Source organism: Cupriavidus sp. UYPR2.512, from assembly GCF_000379565.1.
Classification (GTDB): Bacteria; Pseudomonadota; Gammaproteobacteria; order Burkholderiales; family Burkholderiaceae; genus Cupriavidus.
This window is the reverse complement of the sequence record NZ_KB903208.1, coordinates 1-13883: the sequence shown is the minus strand read 5'-3', so window position 1 is coordinate 13883 and position 13883 is coordinate 1. Positions and strand designations below refer to the sequence as shown.

At 63.2% G+C, this 13883-nt stretch carries 15 protein-coding genes; 6 read left to right on the top strand and 9 right to left on the bottom strand.

All coding sequences use genetic code 11. The annotated features are described in order from the left end of the window. Positions 1 to 109 precede the first annotated feature (109 nt). The 6 genes from A3A5_RS0136925 to A3A5_RS43915 form a co-directional block, all read right to left on the bottom strand. Complete coding sequence (locus tag A3A5_RS0136925) at positions 110 to 517, bottom strand: hypothetical protein (protein WP_157637416.1); 408 nt, start codon at positions 515 to 517, stop codon at positions 110 to 112. 310 nt (positions 518 to 827) lie between these two features. Beyond that, on the bottom strand, positions 828 to 1154 hold the full coding sequence (locus A3A5_RS0136920) for a hypothetical protein (RefSeq protein ID WP_018315451.1): 327 nt from the start codon (positions 1152 to 1154) through the stop codon (positions 828 to 830). Positions 1155 to 1216: 62 nt separating this feature from the next. Continuing rightward, positions 1217 to 1675 carry a hypothetical protein gene (locus A3A5_RS0136915; protein WP_018315450.1) on the bottom strand — a complete coding sequence of 153 codons (459 nt, stop codon included), beginning with the start codon at positions 1673 to 1675 and terminating at the stop codon, positions 1217 to 1219. A gap of 254 nt (positions 1676 to 1929) precedes the next feature. Next, on the bottom strand, positions 1930 to 2379 hold the full coding sequence (locus A3A5_RS0136910) for a hypothetical protein (RefSeq protein WP_018315449.1): 450 nt from the start codon (positions 2377 to 2379) through the stop codon (positions 1930 to 1932). A gap of 177 nt (positions 2380 to 2556) precedes the next feature. Further along, the gene (locus tag A3A5_RS0136905) at positions 2557 to 3276 is read right to left on the bottom strand and encodes a hypothetical protein (protein WP_157637415.1); all 720 of its coding nucleotides are present in this window, start codon (positions 3274 to 3276) and stop codon (positions 2557 to 2559) included. Positions 3277 to 3651: 375 nt separating this feature from the next. Continuing rightward, entirely contained in the window at positions 3652 to 3792 is a 141-nt protein-coding gene (locus tag A3A5_RS43915) for a hypothetical protein (RefSeq protein WP_157637414.1), read from the bottom strand. Positions 3793 to 4618: 826 nt separating this feature from the next. On the opposite strand from A3A5_RS43915, the gene A3A5_RS40495 reads away from it, so the two are divergent. The 6 genes from A3A5_RS40495 (at position 4619) to A3A5_RS0136865 (ending at position 11745) form a co-directional block, all read left to right on the top strand. After that, positions 4619 to 5065, top strand: coding sequence for a helix-turn-helix domain-containing protein (locus tag A3A5_RS40495; RefSeq protein WP_018315446.1), 447 nt, complete (start codon positions 4619 to 4621; stop codon positions 5063 to 5065). Positions 5066 to 6128: 1063 nt separating this feature from the next. Then, positions 6129 to 7298, top strand: coding sequence for an acyl-CoA dehydrogenase family protein (locus tag A3A5_RS0136885; RefSeq protein WP_018315445.1), 1170 nt, complete (start codon positions 6129 to 6131; stop codon positions 7296 to 7298). A 9-nt stretch (positions 7299 to 7307) separates the two neighbouring features. After that, complete coding sequence (locus A3A5_RS0136880; protein WP_018315444.1) at positions 7308 to 8504, top strand: CaiB/BaiF CoA-transferase family protein; 1197 nt, start codon at positions 7308 to 7310, stop codon at positions 8502 to 8504. 114 nt (positions 8505 to 8618) lie between these two features. Next, on the top strand, positions 8619 to 10001 hold the full coding sequence (locus A3A5_RS0136875; RefSeq protein WP_018315443.1) for an MmgE/PrpD family protein: 1383 nt from the start codon (positions 8619 to 8621) through the stop codon (positions 9999 to 10001). Between the two features lie 10 nt (positions 10002 to 10011). Then, entirely contained in the window at positions 10012 to 10836 is an 825-nt protein-coding gene (locus A3A5_RS0136870; RefSeq protein WP_018315442.1) for a CoA ester lyase, read from the top strand. Between the two features lie 42 nt (positions 10837 to 10878). Further along, on the top strand, positions 10879 to 11745 hold the full coding sequence (locus tag A3A5_RS0136865) for a MaoC family dehydratase N-terminal domain-containing protein (RefSeq protein ID WP_018315441.1): 867 nt from the start codon (positions 10879 to 10881) through the stop codon (positions 11743 to 11745). A gap of 171 nt (positions 11746 to 11916) precedes the next feature. Here the strand turns inward: A3A5_RS0136865 and A3A5_RS0136860 are convergent, their stop codons facing one another. From A3A5_RS0136860 to A3A5_RS0136850, 3 genes are all read right to left on the bottom strand, one after another. Further along, positions 11917 to 12252 carry a helix-turn-helix domain-containing protein gene (locus A3A5_RS0136860; protein ID WP_018315440.1) on the bottom strand — a complete coding sequence of 112 codons (336 nt, stop codon included), beginning with the start codon at positions 12250 to 12252 and terminating at the stop codon, positions 11917 to 11919. Next, the gene (locus A3A5_RS0136855; RefSeq protein ID WP_018315439.1) at positions 12249 to 12587 is read right to left on the bottom strand and encodes a type II toxin-antitoxin system RelE/ParE family toxin; all 339 of its coding nucleotides are present in this window, start codon (positions 12585 to 12587) and stop codon (positions 12249 to 12251) included. The genes A3A5_RS0136860 and A3A5_RS0136855 overlap by 4 nt, the downstream gene beginning before the upstream one ends. A gap of 158 nt (positions 12588 to 12745) precedes the next feature. Then, positions 12746 to 13096 (bottom strand): hypothetical protein, encoded by a 351-nt coding sequence (locus tag A3A5_RS0136850; protein ID WP_018315438.1) that lies wholly within the window; start codon positions 13094 to 13096, stop codon positions 12746 to 12748. Positions 13097 to 13883 lie beyond the last annotated feature (787 nt).

Genomic DNA, 13883 nt, shown 5'->3' with positions numbered 1-13883 from the left:
CGCTTGTGCACCGGCGACGCTCGCCGGGAACGCCACCCGCGGAAAATCGTCGGGCACCTTTGCGTCGCTCATTTTTCAATGTTCTCGACAGTCATTCATCGCTCGGGATTCACTCAATGACGGCGAGACATTGTTTGTCCACCAGTATGGGCAGGTCGCCCCAATAGGGAATCAACTCGCCGCGATCGTTGCGGAACGCGAATCGCCGGACAGCGGCGTCATTGCTCTTGTACTGCCAGATCTCGCGCACGCGTTCGGTGATGCCGCCGCGAATCAAATGCACGGTGGCGCCGACACGGTGTTCAGGCAGCAGACTGTCCCACGTCTCCAGTAACGATTCAAAGGACGCAATGACGTAGGTCGTAATGAGCTCCAGCGGCTCCAGGGACGCCGGGTAAAGCTGAAGCACCAGCAAAGGATTGATGGGCACGGCAGCGACAACACGCCACGGCAGGTATGGAGGCACCGGATCCTGACCGCTTGCACGGTCCAGCCACATTTCTTTAGTTAACAACATATATGTACCCATTCGCAAAAAAGGAGGCGCCCCCAATCCATAACGCGTCGGCATGGAGGCACGGGGCAGACCTCTCACATCTGGCGGCCGGAAGAGCAGCGAAAGAAGTCGCAACGACGCCTCCGGCCTGAATAACCGGGGACGGGCACATAGTGCAGCTTGCCAGGTTCTCATCAATCTGTACGCGCCATCCACAGAGGGCAATCGACGCACAACTCGTCATTTCGGGTCGTCCAGCAGCGTGCAATCTTGCGCAAATGAAAAGGTCCAGGGTTTCGCTTTTTCGGTACGGCAAAGCGCGGAGCGACTGTTAGGTCGCGCTTGCGCCCCTGCGATAGCGGGCCGTGACATCCGTCCAGTGCTTGACATCGTTGACCTGACACCAGGCCTCCCACACATACCAGGCATTGCTTGTCGCGATTCCCTCTGTTTCCTGCAGCGTATAAATGCGCCCGCTTACCGTCTCGCAGCGCATGGCGCTGGCGTCAAAGCGGACAATGGTGCTGCTCACCTGGCCGGTACCGTTATCGAGATCGATCCCGACCAGATGATGCTCACCCCGGTCCGTCTCCACAACGCTCCACCCACCCAGATCAAATTTCGGCTTGCTTGCCAACGACCCTGTACCCCAGAACATGCACTGCCCTCCTATGCAAGATCGAACGGCGGGGAATGGCTCGCGACGGCAGTTTCTGCTGTTTAGCGGCCACCATTGAGAAAGCTCTCCCACTCCGCGAGGTGAGCACAGTCCAGTGGATCCGGAACATCGCTGACTATTGGCCGTGTCTCATAGCGGATGTGGTTAATGAAAAACGTACGGGCCGGTTCGGGAATCTCTCGCAGCCTGAGATAGGCAACGCCACCCGCCTCAGAACGATGGATAGGTACGTTCGGCACCGTCGGTCGCATGGGCAGGCGCTCCTCGCCCGACAGTGCCACACACAGCGCGCGTGCCACCAGATCCCAGATGCTCGCGGACCAGTGCGGGTAGTCCAGCACCTCGCCCGACATCACGGCATCCGGTAGCAGCGTTTCCTCAAAAGACACCTCATAGTCGGCCGACGCGCCACTGCGGATTCGGCCAATTTCCCCGACCGCGAGCACGCGGCGCCCTGCGGTACTGCCACCGGGCAGCAATTCAACGGTGATGCGCAGCATGGCTAACTTCGTTGATTTCGGCTTGCTTGCCAGTGAACCGGTACCCAAAGCATGCATCCACTGTGAAAAATCGAACGCTGACCGCGGTGCGCACGCCCCCCCTGTCGCGAGTGGCCTCCCTGAAGACAGCTCCCAGTCCCGATATTGAAGCAACCGATCGGTTCAGGGCCATCGCTAATGAGTGGTTGCGTCGGTGCATCGCTCGGGTGCGTCTTGCCCGGCCTGCTGAAGCATGGAAGGCGTCACGAAGCCAATCAGATGGCAATGGCAACCCCGCAGCCGTCTGTCGTCGAGGCAACAGCGACGCCCTTGGCGTCCTGTTTCGGCCAGAGATTCCCATCCTGTCGCCTGTCGACCGGCCTGTATTGCCCCTGCAACCGTGACAAAAGCCGCAGATCCAGCTCCACGCGCCAGGTATGGTTGTCGAGCACGTAATGCACGAAAACGGGTGCTGGCGTGAGGGTCCGTATCCGCTCATGTAGGCCGCAGGCTTCGCCACGCATCAGCAGCGAGAACGTATTGGGATAGGTGTCCGAGCGGGCATTCAATCGCGCCTCCACGCCCGACTCCTCCGCGACGCGGAGTAGCGCCAAACCGGTACTCAGCCACGTCGGCTCATCAAGGACCAGCGAGGCCGAAGCCTTCAGCTCTGCCGCGAGGGCAAGCAGTCGGCCCGCCCCGGTCTTTGGATATCCATCCTTCATCTTGTCCGACCTTCTTCCTATGTTGATTATGCGATGACAGTTGCGGCTGCCAAAGGCCGCCCGACTGGCGACCGAGATGCACACCGAGCGGAAAGCCCAAGCATCGGAGTCTCGGCACGCGCCAGGGCAGGATCCGTTCATTTCATGAGCGGACCGTCGCCCGCGGGGCGTTGCCATTCAGCATGGACGCGGGCAGCCGACTGCGCGTCCGCGTGCCGCCAATTGCGCCAGCGCTGCAAAGTTGACGGTGAAGGCATCGAGGCCGTCAACCGGTTGGAAGCCCGCGATCTGGGCGCGCCGCATCGGCGGCACCGGCACCTCAATGTCCGCCGCGGCGGCTTGGCACACTGGCCCATGCAACGGCTCCTGGGTTCGGGAACGCTGCAATACACCGAACGTCGTGCAGTCGCCGAAAATCTCCGCCACCTCAGTCGGCGGCAGTTCTGTACCGGCGATGCAGCAATGCAGCAGGTTGCCCTGCGCATCGAGGGACCGTTGCAGGCAGAGTGCGCCGCGTGCGCTCGCCACGGCGATGGCGTGCAGACGATCCCCAAGGGCGTGTAACGCCGTGGGGGTCCACCGCTGCGCCAATGCCCGATAGAGAGCGCGAGCCTCCTCGTGCAGCGCCACCAGTTTCGCTGCCGGGTAGTGCATGGGGAGCGGGCCAATCACAAAGTCATCGCCCCTCACGAGTAGCACCAAGCCGCTTTGGTGTACCAGCCTCTGCTTCAACAAATTGGCGTGCCAATGCTGGCGCTCCCGATCAGACCGGTTACTGGTCTGCGCATCCGATAGGCCGGACCAACTTGGCGCGCTTGGGCGCGAAGGCACATCAAGCAACGTGCCGGATCGGAACATCATATGAAAAACCTTTCCTCTCAAGACTTCAGGCACCATGTTCGACCACTGCTTTCCTCGTACACTTCCGCGCATGCTGCCGTGTCGCGCTCCCTGTGTGCAGCGGCTTGCGGGTCAAGGCGCGCGCCCGCATTAAAACATTGCACCAACGAATACTGGCTCCGCCAGATGAATTGCCAGCGATCGCCAAACGTGGTGGGGCGACAGCAGCTCCGAGCGGCCCCGCCGCTCCCGCCCCGCTTCATGCGGTTATCAACACGCATGGAGAGTTGTCGTTCCGAATAAAAAAAACCGCTGCCGTGCATGCACAGTTTCAACACTGGTCTCCAGTTCAAACCTCGCTTGACATTGCCACAGCGCGCTGTCTCGAGGCCCTCATTGGTTCGGCGCGTTCGGGACGCAGCGGGCGCGCTGTCACACCAGCGTGCGGCACACCTCGTCCATCGTCGACGTGGCGGCGCCGTCGGCCACCAGCGCGTTGAGCCACTCCTCATGGCCCAGCGCACGGACCACGGCCAGGAGCGTGCGCACAGTTGTGCCGTGACCGCTCTTCACGCTGCAGAGGATCTCGGTGCTCAATCCGGCCATTTCCGCGAGTCAGATCTTCCACGCCAACGGCGAAAGATCCTTCTCCAGCTTGAGTCGCCCTTCGCTCCTGGCAATTAGCGCGGCAAGCAAACAATTGGCACCAATTGGCGGTGGGCCGTCTTGCACTAAATCCGATCTCATCGCAACTCTTTCACACCTTTGGTTCACCAATCAACCGGCCGTCATGCGTGGGTAGGTATCCGCTGTCCGATGTCTGGAAAGCCGTCGCCCAGGGATCGCCTCAGCCTTCCCAAGCTTGTGCGCAGAGATTGCGACTGCCAGTCGCTCGCAACGCGCGCCGCTGCGGCCGCTGACACGGCGCCACCCGTCCAGTTTTCCACACGTTCGCTTTAAACCTTCACGGAAACCCGTCCGATCCATCCGAACGACGACAAATCCATCGCGAGCGCCGCGGGAGTGCGGCGGGGCCACTGAGCGCCATTTCGCTCGCCGCTCAGGCGGGGAAGACCGGTGGGTCCACTGTCTAAGCAAACACTGCCAACCGCTTCTTGCGCAATGGGTCTTCACCTTGACCCAACAAGGGAGTACTACTCGCCACGTCTTCAAGCGACCGAATACGGTCCCCAGCATCGGTCCGCCCCTCCTGAGCTAGCCGCTCGCGAAGCAACCGTGCTTTGCGTTCTAGCAGTCATCACATTCACTTGAGTGCAGATTGTAGTCACACGCGTTGTAAATGTAAATGCCCACAACGAATACGACTACAACTCATATGCTGTAGACGCTTGAGTTGTAATCATGGATATATCGTCACTTTAGTATTGACGATCTGTCCATGGCTTCGCTACGTCAAACGTTTGCGCAAAATTTGAGGGAATTTCGGTTACTGCGCGGCCTGTCCCAGGAAGAGGTTGGCGAACATGTTGGCTCGGACAGGACCTCGGTAAGTCGCATTGAGCGCCTTGCTCCAAACCTCACTTTTGAGAAGGTGGTCTTGCTTTCGGAAGCGCTCGACGTCAGTCCTGCTTGCATGCTTACGAAAGATGCAGCGCGAATTACGGATGACATTCCCGCATTCCAAGCGCTCGTACGTCGTCTCGGGGAAACAATACGCGATCAGCGCACGGCGAAGGGGCTCTCACAACAACAACTTGGCGCCCGTGCTGGACTCGACCGCAATCACATTTCTCGCGTGGAAACAGACGCGGCGCGAGTTGCACTGGACACGCTGGAAAAAATCGTCGTCGCTCTAGGTGTCTCGATCGATCAGATCGTTTTGTAGAGCCCCTATCGAGCCGGTTGAGGACCGTCAAATTCAGCATGGCTGCTTGTGACAGCGTGCGGAGTTTCCTGAAGACATTGCCAGTGCCCGCGACCGCGACCGCGACCGCGATATGGTCTTGACTAAATTGTAGTCACTTGAGTTGTAAGCGCAAACGTCTACAATCCGTATGACTACATCCTTCCGATGCAGCAACGGCTGCTTGGTGTGCTCACTGGTCTCGTCGTTGAAATCACATGTGTCGAATTGATCGCTTGAATAACATCGGACGCCAAGAGGGCACGCCACGAGTGCGCAGGGCTGGCCGCAGCGGCCAATGCCCCATCGAGCCCTTCGCTGTCCCGCTCGTGGACCTAGGTGTTCCGGTCTGCTTTTGAGTGCGGGCGCTGAGCAAATGCTAACGTGCGGGCCGAGCCGACCGGAAGGCGGTCAGATCACATAGCCCTTTGACGGAGCCCGTCCGTTGGAGGTTGGGGATCTTGCGTCTAGAGGATAAAAAAGTCGTGTTCAATCAGACTGGACACGAAACCGCCGCCGGCCCCTCAGCCAAGAGGCAAGCTGCCTTCGTTGTACTGTCCGAATGGCGGATAGTGCGGACTTCGTTGGGTACGGTCCATGTTGTTGGACTCGAGAAGGCTTCTAACAACCAATGGGGAAGGATCAGTTCGCCCATCATGACAGTCGACTGGGAGCATCGAGCCTTCACTTCGGCGAGTGGGGCAAAGTATCTCCTAACTGGCCCCCCAAGTTCACCCGAGCTGGCAGTCCTCGCTTGGAAGGTGTTCACTCCCATTCCCATGGACGATGTGACTGATACGATCCCAACGACGCGGCGATCGCATGATTGTCACAATTCTCCGTGATGTCCAGAAATTGTCATTCTTACGTCGAAGGCCGGTATCAGGCAGTTGTTTGCCCCTCGATTCTCCGTAACAATTGTCATCCCAAGCCCCTCGTTCGCCACCCGCTTCCGGCCCACCTAAGCCGCTCTTTCGCAAATCCGAATTTCAGCGTGCCGGGGGCTCGGGAATAATGGCCCATTCCATCTGACCGGGGCTACCCCATGCACGCAAATCAGGATCCAGACCAGTTCTACCCCGAAATCCGCGAAGCGGTGCGCGACCTCTGCGCCAGCTTCGATTCGGCGTACTGGCAACGGGTGGAAGAACAGAACGCCTTTCCTGAGACCTTTGTCCAGGCGCTGACCCAGGCAGGCTGGCTGTCGGCGCTGATCCCCGAAGCCTATGGCGGCTCGGGCCTGTCGCTGACCGCGGCCTCGGTCATCATGGAGGAAATCAACCGCAGCGGCGGCAATTCCGGCGCCTGCCACGGCCAGATGTACGTAATGGGCTGCCTGCTGCGCCACGGCTCCGAAGCGCAGAAGCAGCGCTGGCTGCCGGGCATCGCCTCGGGCGAGCTGCGCATGCAGTCGATGGCCGTGACCGAGCCCACCACCGGCACCGATACCACCAAGCTGAAGACCACCGCGGTGCGCCAGGGCGACAAGTACATCGTCAATGGCCAGAAGGTATGGATTTCGCGCGTGCAGCATTCGGACCTGATGCTGCTGCTGGCGCGCACCACGCCGCTGGACCAGGTCAAGCGCAAGTCCGAAGGACTGTCGGTATTCGTGGTGGACCTGCGCGATGCCATCGGCAAGGGCCTGACGGTCAAGCCGATCCGCAACATGGTCAACCATGAGACCAACGAGCTGTTCTTCGACAACCTTGAAGTCCCCGCTGAAAACCTGATCGGCGAGGAAGGCAAGGGCCTGAAGTACATCCTCGACGGCCTCAACGCCGAGCGCATCCTGATCGCCGCCGAGTGCATCGGCGACGGCTACTGGTTTGTCGAGCGCGCCAGCAACTATGCGCGCGACCGCATCGTGTTCGACCGCCCGATCGGCCAGAACCAGGCCGTGCAGTTCCCGATCGCGCGCTCGTATATCAATGTCGAGGCCGCCAGCCTGATGCGCTACAAGGCCGCGCAGCTGTTCGACGCCGGCAAGGCGTGCGGCAAGGAAGCCAATATCTCCAAGCTGCTGGCCGCCGACGCCTCGTGGGAAGCGGCCAACGTCTGCCTGCAGACGCACGGCGGCTTCGGCTTTGCCGCCGAGTACGACATCGAACGCAAGTTCCGCGAAACGCGCCTGTACCAGGTGGCGCCGATCTCGACCAACCTGATCCTGTCCTACGTGGCCGAGCATGTGCTCGAGCTGCCGCGTTCGTTCTAAGGCCCCTACATGTCCCATTCCCCCAAAGGCATCCGCCCGCTCGACGGCGTCCGCGTGGTCTCGCTTGAGCACGCGGTGGCCGCGCCCTTCGCCACGCGCCAGCTGGCCGACCTGGGCGCGCGCGTGATCAAGGTCGAGCGCCCCGGCGCGGGCGACTTTGCGCGCGGGTATGACCAGTCCGTGCACGGCCAGGCCTCGTACTTCGTCTGGCTCAACCGGGGGAAGGAAAGCCTGACCCTGGACCTGAAGGATGACGAGGCGCAGTCCATCCTGCACCGCCTGCTGGCCGATGCCGACGTACTGGTGCAGAACCTCGCGCCTGGCGCTGCCGCCCGCATGGGCCTGGATTTCGACACCCTGCACGGCAAGTACGAAAAGCTGATCGTCTGCGACATCTCCGGCTATGGCGACTCAGGGCCCTATCGCGACAAGAAGGCCTACGACCTGCTGATCCAGGCCGCGGCCGGCCTGGTTGGGCTCACCGGCGGCCCGAACGAACCGTCGCGCGCCGGGGTGTCGATCGCCGACATCTCGGCCGGCATGTACGCGTACAGCGGGATCCTGTCGGCGCTGCTGCAGCGCGGCCGCACCGGCAAGGGCCTGCGCGTGCAGGTGACCATGTTCGAGGCGATGGCCGAGTGGATGAACCAGGTGCTCTATTTCGGCCACTACGGCGGCACGACGCCGGCGCGCGTCGGCGCCTCGCACCCGACCATCGCCCCGTATGGCGTGCATCGCACCAGCAATGGCAGCGTGATCTTCAGCGTGCAGAACGAACGCGAGTTCGCCAATTTCTGCGAGATCGTGCTCGGCAATCGGGAACTGGCACAGGACGAGCGTTTTTCCAGCAATACCGCCCGCGTGCGCAACCGCCCCGAACTCACCGCTCTCATCGAGGAACGCTTTGCGTCGCTGACGGTGGCGCAGGCCGAGGCGCTGCTGGACCAGGCGCAGATCGCCAATGCCCCGATGAACGACATCGAAGCCGTGTGGAACCATCCGCAGCTGCAGGCGCGCCAGCGCTGGCGCGAAGTCGCCACCCCGGGCGGCCCGATCGGCGCGCTGCTGCCACCCGCCAACCTGTCGGGCGTGGAGCCCGTCATGGGCGATGTGCCGGCACTGGGCGCGCACAGCCGCAGCATCCTGGCCGAGCTGGGCTACGGCGAAGGCGATATCGACGCACTGGTGAGCAAGAAAACTGTCTGAGGACGTCCGCGCGGCGTCCGTTCCCCCCATCCTCTCCCTGCATCGGGAGAGGGTCCTGATTCCCGCGAGGCAGCCGCGAGCGGCCGAGCCAAGCCAACTATCTCCGGAGACGGCATGAGCCACCCCGCAGACCAATCCTATCCGACCCGCCAGCTTTGCGAATTCCTGGCCCGCTTCACGCTGGCCGACGTGCCGGCACCCGTGATCGAGCGCACCAAGGACCTGTTCCTTGACTGGGTCGCCTCGGCCATCGCAGGCAAGGACGCCCCGGCCGTGCGCCGCATCCAGGAGTTTGCCGCCGCGATGGGGCCGACGCAGGGCGCGGCCGAAGTGCTGGTGGACCGCCGCCGCACCTCGCCCTACTTCGCCGCGCTGATCAACGGCGCTTCGTCGCACGTGGTCGAGCAGGACGATGTGCACAACGGCTCGGTGCTGCACCCGGCCGCAGTGGTGTTCCCTGCCGTGGTCGCCGCCGCGCAGGCCGAAGGCAAGACCGGCGCCGATGTGCTGCTGGCCTCCATCGCCGGTTACGAAGCCGGTATCCGCATCGGCGAATTCATGGGCCGGTCGCACTACCGGATCTTCCACACCACCGGCACGGTCGGCACACTGGCGGCAGCCGCGGCAGTCGCCAAGCTGTACAACCTTGATGCCGAAGGTATCAACCAGGCACTGGGCTCGGCCGGCACGCAGGCCGCGGGCCTGTGGGAATTCCTGCGCGACGCCGCAGACTCCAAGCAGCTGCATACGGCCAAGGCCGCGGCCGATGGCCTGCAGTCGGCCTGGCTCGCGCGCGCGGGCTTTACCGGTGCCAGGCAGATCCTGGAAGGCGCGCAGGGCATGGCTGCCGGCATGTCGAGCGATGCCAACCCCGCCTGCCTGACCGACGGCCTCGGCAGGCGCTGGGCCACCGCCGAGACCTCGTTCAAGTTCTTCGCCTCATGCCGCCACACGCATCCGGCCGCCGATGCGCTCAAGGCGCTGATGCAGCGCGAAGGCATCAGCGCCGACCAGGTCGCCCGCGTCACCACGCACGTGCACCAGGGCGCCATCGACGTGCTCGGCCCGGTGGTCAACCCCACCACCATCCACCAGGCCAAGTTCTCGATGGGCACGGTGCTGGGGCTGGTGGCCGTGCACGGCCATGCGGGCCTGGGCGAGTTCGAGCAGCATGCGCTGCAGGACCCGAAGGTGACCGCCTTCCGCGGCAAGGTCGACATGGAACTGGATGCCGAGATCAACGCCGCCTACCCGCGCCAGTGGATCGGCCGCGTCACCGTCAAGACCACCGACGGCCGCACGCTGGCAGCGCGCGTCGACGTGCCCAAGGGCGATCCCGACAACACCCTGTCGCGCCCGGAACTGGAAGCCAAGGCGCTGCAGCTGGGCGCGTTCCGCCACGGCGCGAGCGAGGCCGAGATGCGTGCCATCATCCAGCGCGTCTGGGCGCTGGAGCAGGCCCCGAACGTCAACGACTGGCTGCCCGCCGCAGGCTGAGAACCCAGACATGTCCACTGCAGTCACTTACCTGTTCGTGCCGGGGGACCGGCCGGAACGCTTCGACAAGGCCGCGGCCGCGGGCCCCGATGTGATGATCCTGGACCTCGAGGACGCGGTCCATCCGGACGCCAAGCCCGCCGCGCGCGAAGCCATCGCCGCCTGGCTGGCCGGACGTCCCGCGGCCAATGCCTTTGTCCGCATCAATGACAGCGCCTCGCCATCCTTTGCCGCCGACCTGGCTTGGCTGCGCGCGCTGCCGCCGGGCACCGCGCTGGCCGGCCTGCTGGTGCCCAAGGCAGAAGATGCCGCAGCGCTGGCCACCATCGCGCAGGCCCTGCATGCGATCACCCCGAAGGGCGAACTCGTCGCGATCATCGAATCCGCGCTTGGCCTGCATCAAATCGACGCCGTGGCCACGGCCCCCGGCGTCGCGCGCCTTGCCTTCGGCTCGCTCGACTATGCTGTCGACCTGGGCTGCAGCCACACGCGTGACGCGCTGGCCTTTGCCCGCGCGCGCCTCGTGCTGGCCTCACGCGTGGCCGGGCTGCCGCCGCCGGTCGACGGCGTGACCACCGCGCTGAAAGATGAAGCCGTGCTGGCCAGCGACGTTGCCTATGCGCGCGAACTCGGCTTTGCCGGCAAGCTCTGCATCCACCCGGCCCAGCTGGGCGCGGTGCGCGCAGGCTTCTTGCCCAGCCCCGAGCAGCTCGACTGGGCCCGCCGCGTACTGGAAGCTACCGCCAGCGGCAGCCATGCGGTGCAGGTCGATGGCAAGATGGTCGACCGGCCCGTGATCGAGCAGGCACGCCGGCTGCTGGCGCTGGCGCAATAACCCGCCGCCCGACAACCTTCACGCACGACAAGGCTTACTGCCATGACTGACGCCACTTCTGAACTTGAACGCCTGCGCGGCTGGATCGGCCGCAGCGAAGCGCGCACCGAAACCCTGTCGCCCGAACCGCTGATCGGCCTCGCCGCCACCTTCGACCTCGACCCCGAGGCCGTTGCCGCCGGCCCGCTGCCGCCGTTGTGGCACTGGCTCTACTTCCTGCCGCGCGCGCCGCAGCATGAACTGGGACGCGACGGCCATCCCACCCTCGGCGGCTTCATGCCGCCGGTGCCGCTGCCGCGCCGCATGTGGGCCGGCAGCGAACTGAGCTTCAGCCATCCGCTGCATATCGGCGATACCGTCACGCGCACCTCCACCATCAAGGACGTGCAGTACAAGACCGGGCGCACCGGTGAACTGTGGTTTGTCGCCGTCGATCACGAGCTGACCGTCAACGGCAAGACCGCGGTCAACGAGCGCCACGATATCGTCTACCGCGCCATGCCCGACCCGTCCAAGCCGCAGCCGCCGCGCCCGCGCCTGGAGCAGGCCGCGCAGTGGCAGCGCACGCTGCAGGCAGACCCGGTGATGCTGTTCCGTTATTCGGCGCTGACCTTCAATGGCCACCGCATCCACTATGACCGCCAGTACACGCGCGAGGTCGAGGGCTATCCGGGCCTGGTGGTGCACGGGCCGATGCAGGCCATGCTGATGCTGGACCTGGTGGCGCGCGAGCAACCGCAGGCGCGCGTGAAGCGCTTCGGCTTCCGCGGGCTGGCGCCGCTGTTCGACCAGGACACCATCACGGTGGGCGGCGCGGCCGATCCGGCGCAGCCGGGGCGGCTGGTGCTGTGGACGGGGGATGATGCTGGGGGGCAGGCGATGCAGGGGTGGGCGGAAGTGGAAGGGTAAAAGGCAAGGGCCGCAGGCGGATGTTGCAGGCGGCTGCTTTCCTTCTGTTTCCTGCTAGCGGCAGGGGTGAGGTGACGGAGAATGCCAGTCCGCTGATTCGCTGAGACTGGCGGGCGTCTGCTAATTCAATGAATCAGTGGGTTACGCCGCGTCGCCACCGCGCGCCCTGGCTTACCGGCCGATTGCCAGGCGAACGGGCTTGCCAATGCGGCTCAACATCTCAACCAGTGTGTCGATGGTGAATTTGGCCGTCTTTCGGTTCACTACGTCCGACACGCGCGGACGAGACACCATCAGGATTTCCGCAGCGTCAGCCTGTTTCAGGTGGTGTTGCTCAATCCATGCCGCCAGTTCGCCCATGAGCTGTTCCTTGAGCTGCTTGGTGTCGTTGATCTGCTTTTTCGACGCCGCCTGCAGCCGCTTGGCTTCCTCCGGCGCAAACCCCAGTTCCAGGAACAGATTGGCGCCTGGCTTGGTGACATGGCGGATCTCGGTGTCGATCTTCATGATTTGCCTTTCCTCGCGTTGGCGATAGCTCGATAGCGCGCCTCGGCGATGCGCTTGTCCGTCAGGTTCGTCGCCTGCGTCTTCTTCTGGAAGCAATGCAACACGTACACGGCTTCCTCGAACTTGGCGACATATATCACCCGAAATGCGCCGCCCGCATCACGCAGGCGAATCTCGCGGGTGCCAGGCCCGAGGTCATCAAAGGGCTTCCAGTCTTCTGGTTCCAGGCCCGCCTGGATCTTGCCCAACTGGAATCCCGCCTGCTGGCGGGCCTGCGCGGGAAAAGCCAGCAGGTCGTCGTAGGCTGACCCGACCCAGCGAATCTCTTTCTCCATCGCGTGTTTGTATAAAATTTTATACCAAATTTGCGATCAGCAGAACCCCATGCACACAGCCACAAGATGGCCCGCCGTCCCTCAGTAGGTCAGTTCCCCGGACGAATCCGCGGCTCGCTTCGTGCCAGGCGGCACGAAGCCTCGTGGGCCGCGACTGGCTACCCGACCATCGCCTCCTCAATTCCCTCAGCGACCTCTTCTATCCTGTCGGCCAGCAATCCAAGCGAGGCCCGGCAGAGCCCTCGCAAGGCATCCAGCGTAGCCGGCCGCAAGGCTATGCTCCCCTCTTCCTGTGTGTCACATTCGCTGTGCGTAACCAACGTCAGTACGCAGGCCGTGCCTCGCGCAACGGCATCGGCCTGATCCAACAGATTCAATAGCAAGAGTTGCCGAGGAACAGGCAGCGCGTCCTCGCGCGCTGCACGGCGGATTTCGGGACTGAACCGCGATAGCGAATCATCTAGTCGAGGTGGGGTGAAGGCGTCGGGCTCGATGGTGGACTGGTGCATTGCTGACCTCTGTAACGTAGAAGTGGAGGCCCGCCACTCATTCTCACTTGAGGTGGCGGGCCAGACGACGGGGGTGAGAAAACCGGACGTTACCCGGCCCAGCCGAAGCTGGCCCCGCCCGGCCCGCCGTAAAGTGAAGGCGCACACAAGCGCAACGGACTCGAAAATTGCCGCTTACGCGACCGTCCGCTGGAACGTGAACCAGGTTCTCACACCCGACTCCTGTTGATCAGGAGCCCAGCCAGTCTAGAGAACCCTGCCGTTCACAATCAAGGCGCAGATTGTGAAGGATCGATACGTCAAGTCAATCGCAGAAATTGCCAAAGTTCTCATGGCGGAGAAGCCGCGCTTAGGCGAAGGCACGCGTCATGGTTGACATTCGATGCCTCGATGGCATTCAACAAGGTACTTCGGCGGATTTGTGATGGTGGCTCTTGGAGAGGCCCCCGTTTCGCCCCTGAAGGGGCGAGTCACTTTTTGTCCGAGCGACAAAAAGTAACCAAAAAACGCGTCGCCTGAGCGGCTGGCAATAAAGTCATCGGCGTTGGTGGTTCGGGGGGTGGTGATTTCCGCTGATGTGATTGGTGGTTCGAGCCAGCTACGCTCCCTGTCTGGTGCCTGCGTCGACGGACTATTGGACGAACCCGACTTTAGGTTGTTGGCAGCCTGCTAAGACCGCCATCGGTGGGACGCCTACGGCTGCGCTGCGCGCACTCAGCATCTCAGGTCGAAGGCACGGGCATGAAGTGCATCGCTGCGCTCGCATCGCGTGGTCGCGGATGACGCC

What these genes read in the sequence shown, in the direction of transcription:
- A3A5_RS0136925 (WP_157637416.1), bottom strand. Translation starts at nt 517, where the DNA reads ATGTTGTTAACTAAAGAAATGTGGCTGGACCGTGCAAGCGGTCAGGAT.
- A3A5_RS0136920 (WP_018315451.1), bottom strand. Translation starts at nt 1,154, where the DNA reads ATGTTCTGGGGTACAGGGTCGTTGGCAAGCAAGCCGAAATTTGATCTG.
- A3A5_RS0136915 (WP_018315450.1), bottom strand. Translation starts at nt 1,675, where the DNA reads ATGCTGCGCATCACCGTTGAATTGCTGCCCGGTGGCAGTACCGCAGGG.
- A3A5_RS0136910 (WP_018315449.1), bottom strand. Translation starts at nt 2,379, where the DNA reads ATGAAGGATGGATATCCAAAGACCGGGGCGGGCCGACTGCTTGCCCTC.
- A3A5_RS0136905 (WP_157637415.1), bottom strand. Translation starts at nt 3,276, where the DNA reads ATGGTGCCTGAAGTCTTGAGAGGAAAGGTTTTTCATATGATGTTCCGA.
- A3A5_RS40495 (WP_018315446.1), top strand. Translation starts at nt 4,619, where the DNA reads ATGGCTTCGCTACGTCAAACGTTTGCGCAAAATTTGAGGGAATTTCGG.
- A3A5_RS0136885 (WP_018315445.1), top strand. Translation starts at nt 6,129, where the DNA reads ATGCACGCAAATCAGGATCCAGACCAGTTCTACCCCGAAATCCGCGAA.
- A3A5_RS0136880 (WP_018315444.1), top strand. Translation starts at nt 7,308, where the DNA reads ATGTCCCATTCCCCCAAAGGCATCCGCCCGCTCGACGGCGTCCGCGTG.
- A3A5_RS0136875 (WP_018315443.1), top strand. Translation starts at nt 8,619, where the DNA reads ATGAGCCACCCCGCAGACCAATCCTATCCGACCCGCCAGCTTTGCGAA.
- A3A5_RS0136870 (WP_018315442.1), top strand. Translation starts at nt 10,012, where the DNA reads ATGTCCACTGCAGTCACTTACCTGTTCGTGCCGGGGGACCGGCCGGAA.
- A3A5_RS0136865 (WP_018315441.1), top strand. Translation starts at nt 10,879, where the DNA reads ATGACTGACGCCACTTCTGAACTTGAACGCCTGCGCGGCTGGATCGGC.
- A3A5_RS0136860 (WP_018315440.1), bottom strand. Translation starts at nt 12,252, where the DNA reads ATGAAGATCGACACCGAGATCCGCCATGTCACCAAGCCAGGCGCCAAT.
- A3A5_RS0136855 (WP_018315439.1), bottom strand. Translation starts at nt 12,587, where the DNA reads ATGGAGAAAGAGATTCGCTGGGTCGGGTCAGCCTACGACGACCTGCTG.
- A3A5_RS0136850 (WP_018315438.1), bottom strand. Translation starts at nt 13,096, where the DNA reads ATGCACCAGTCCACCATCGAGCCCGACGCCTTCACCCCACCTCGACTA.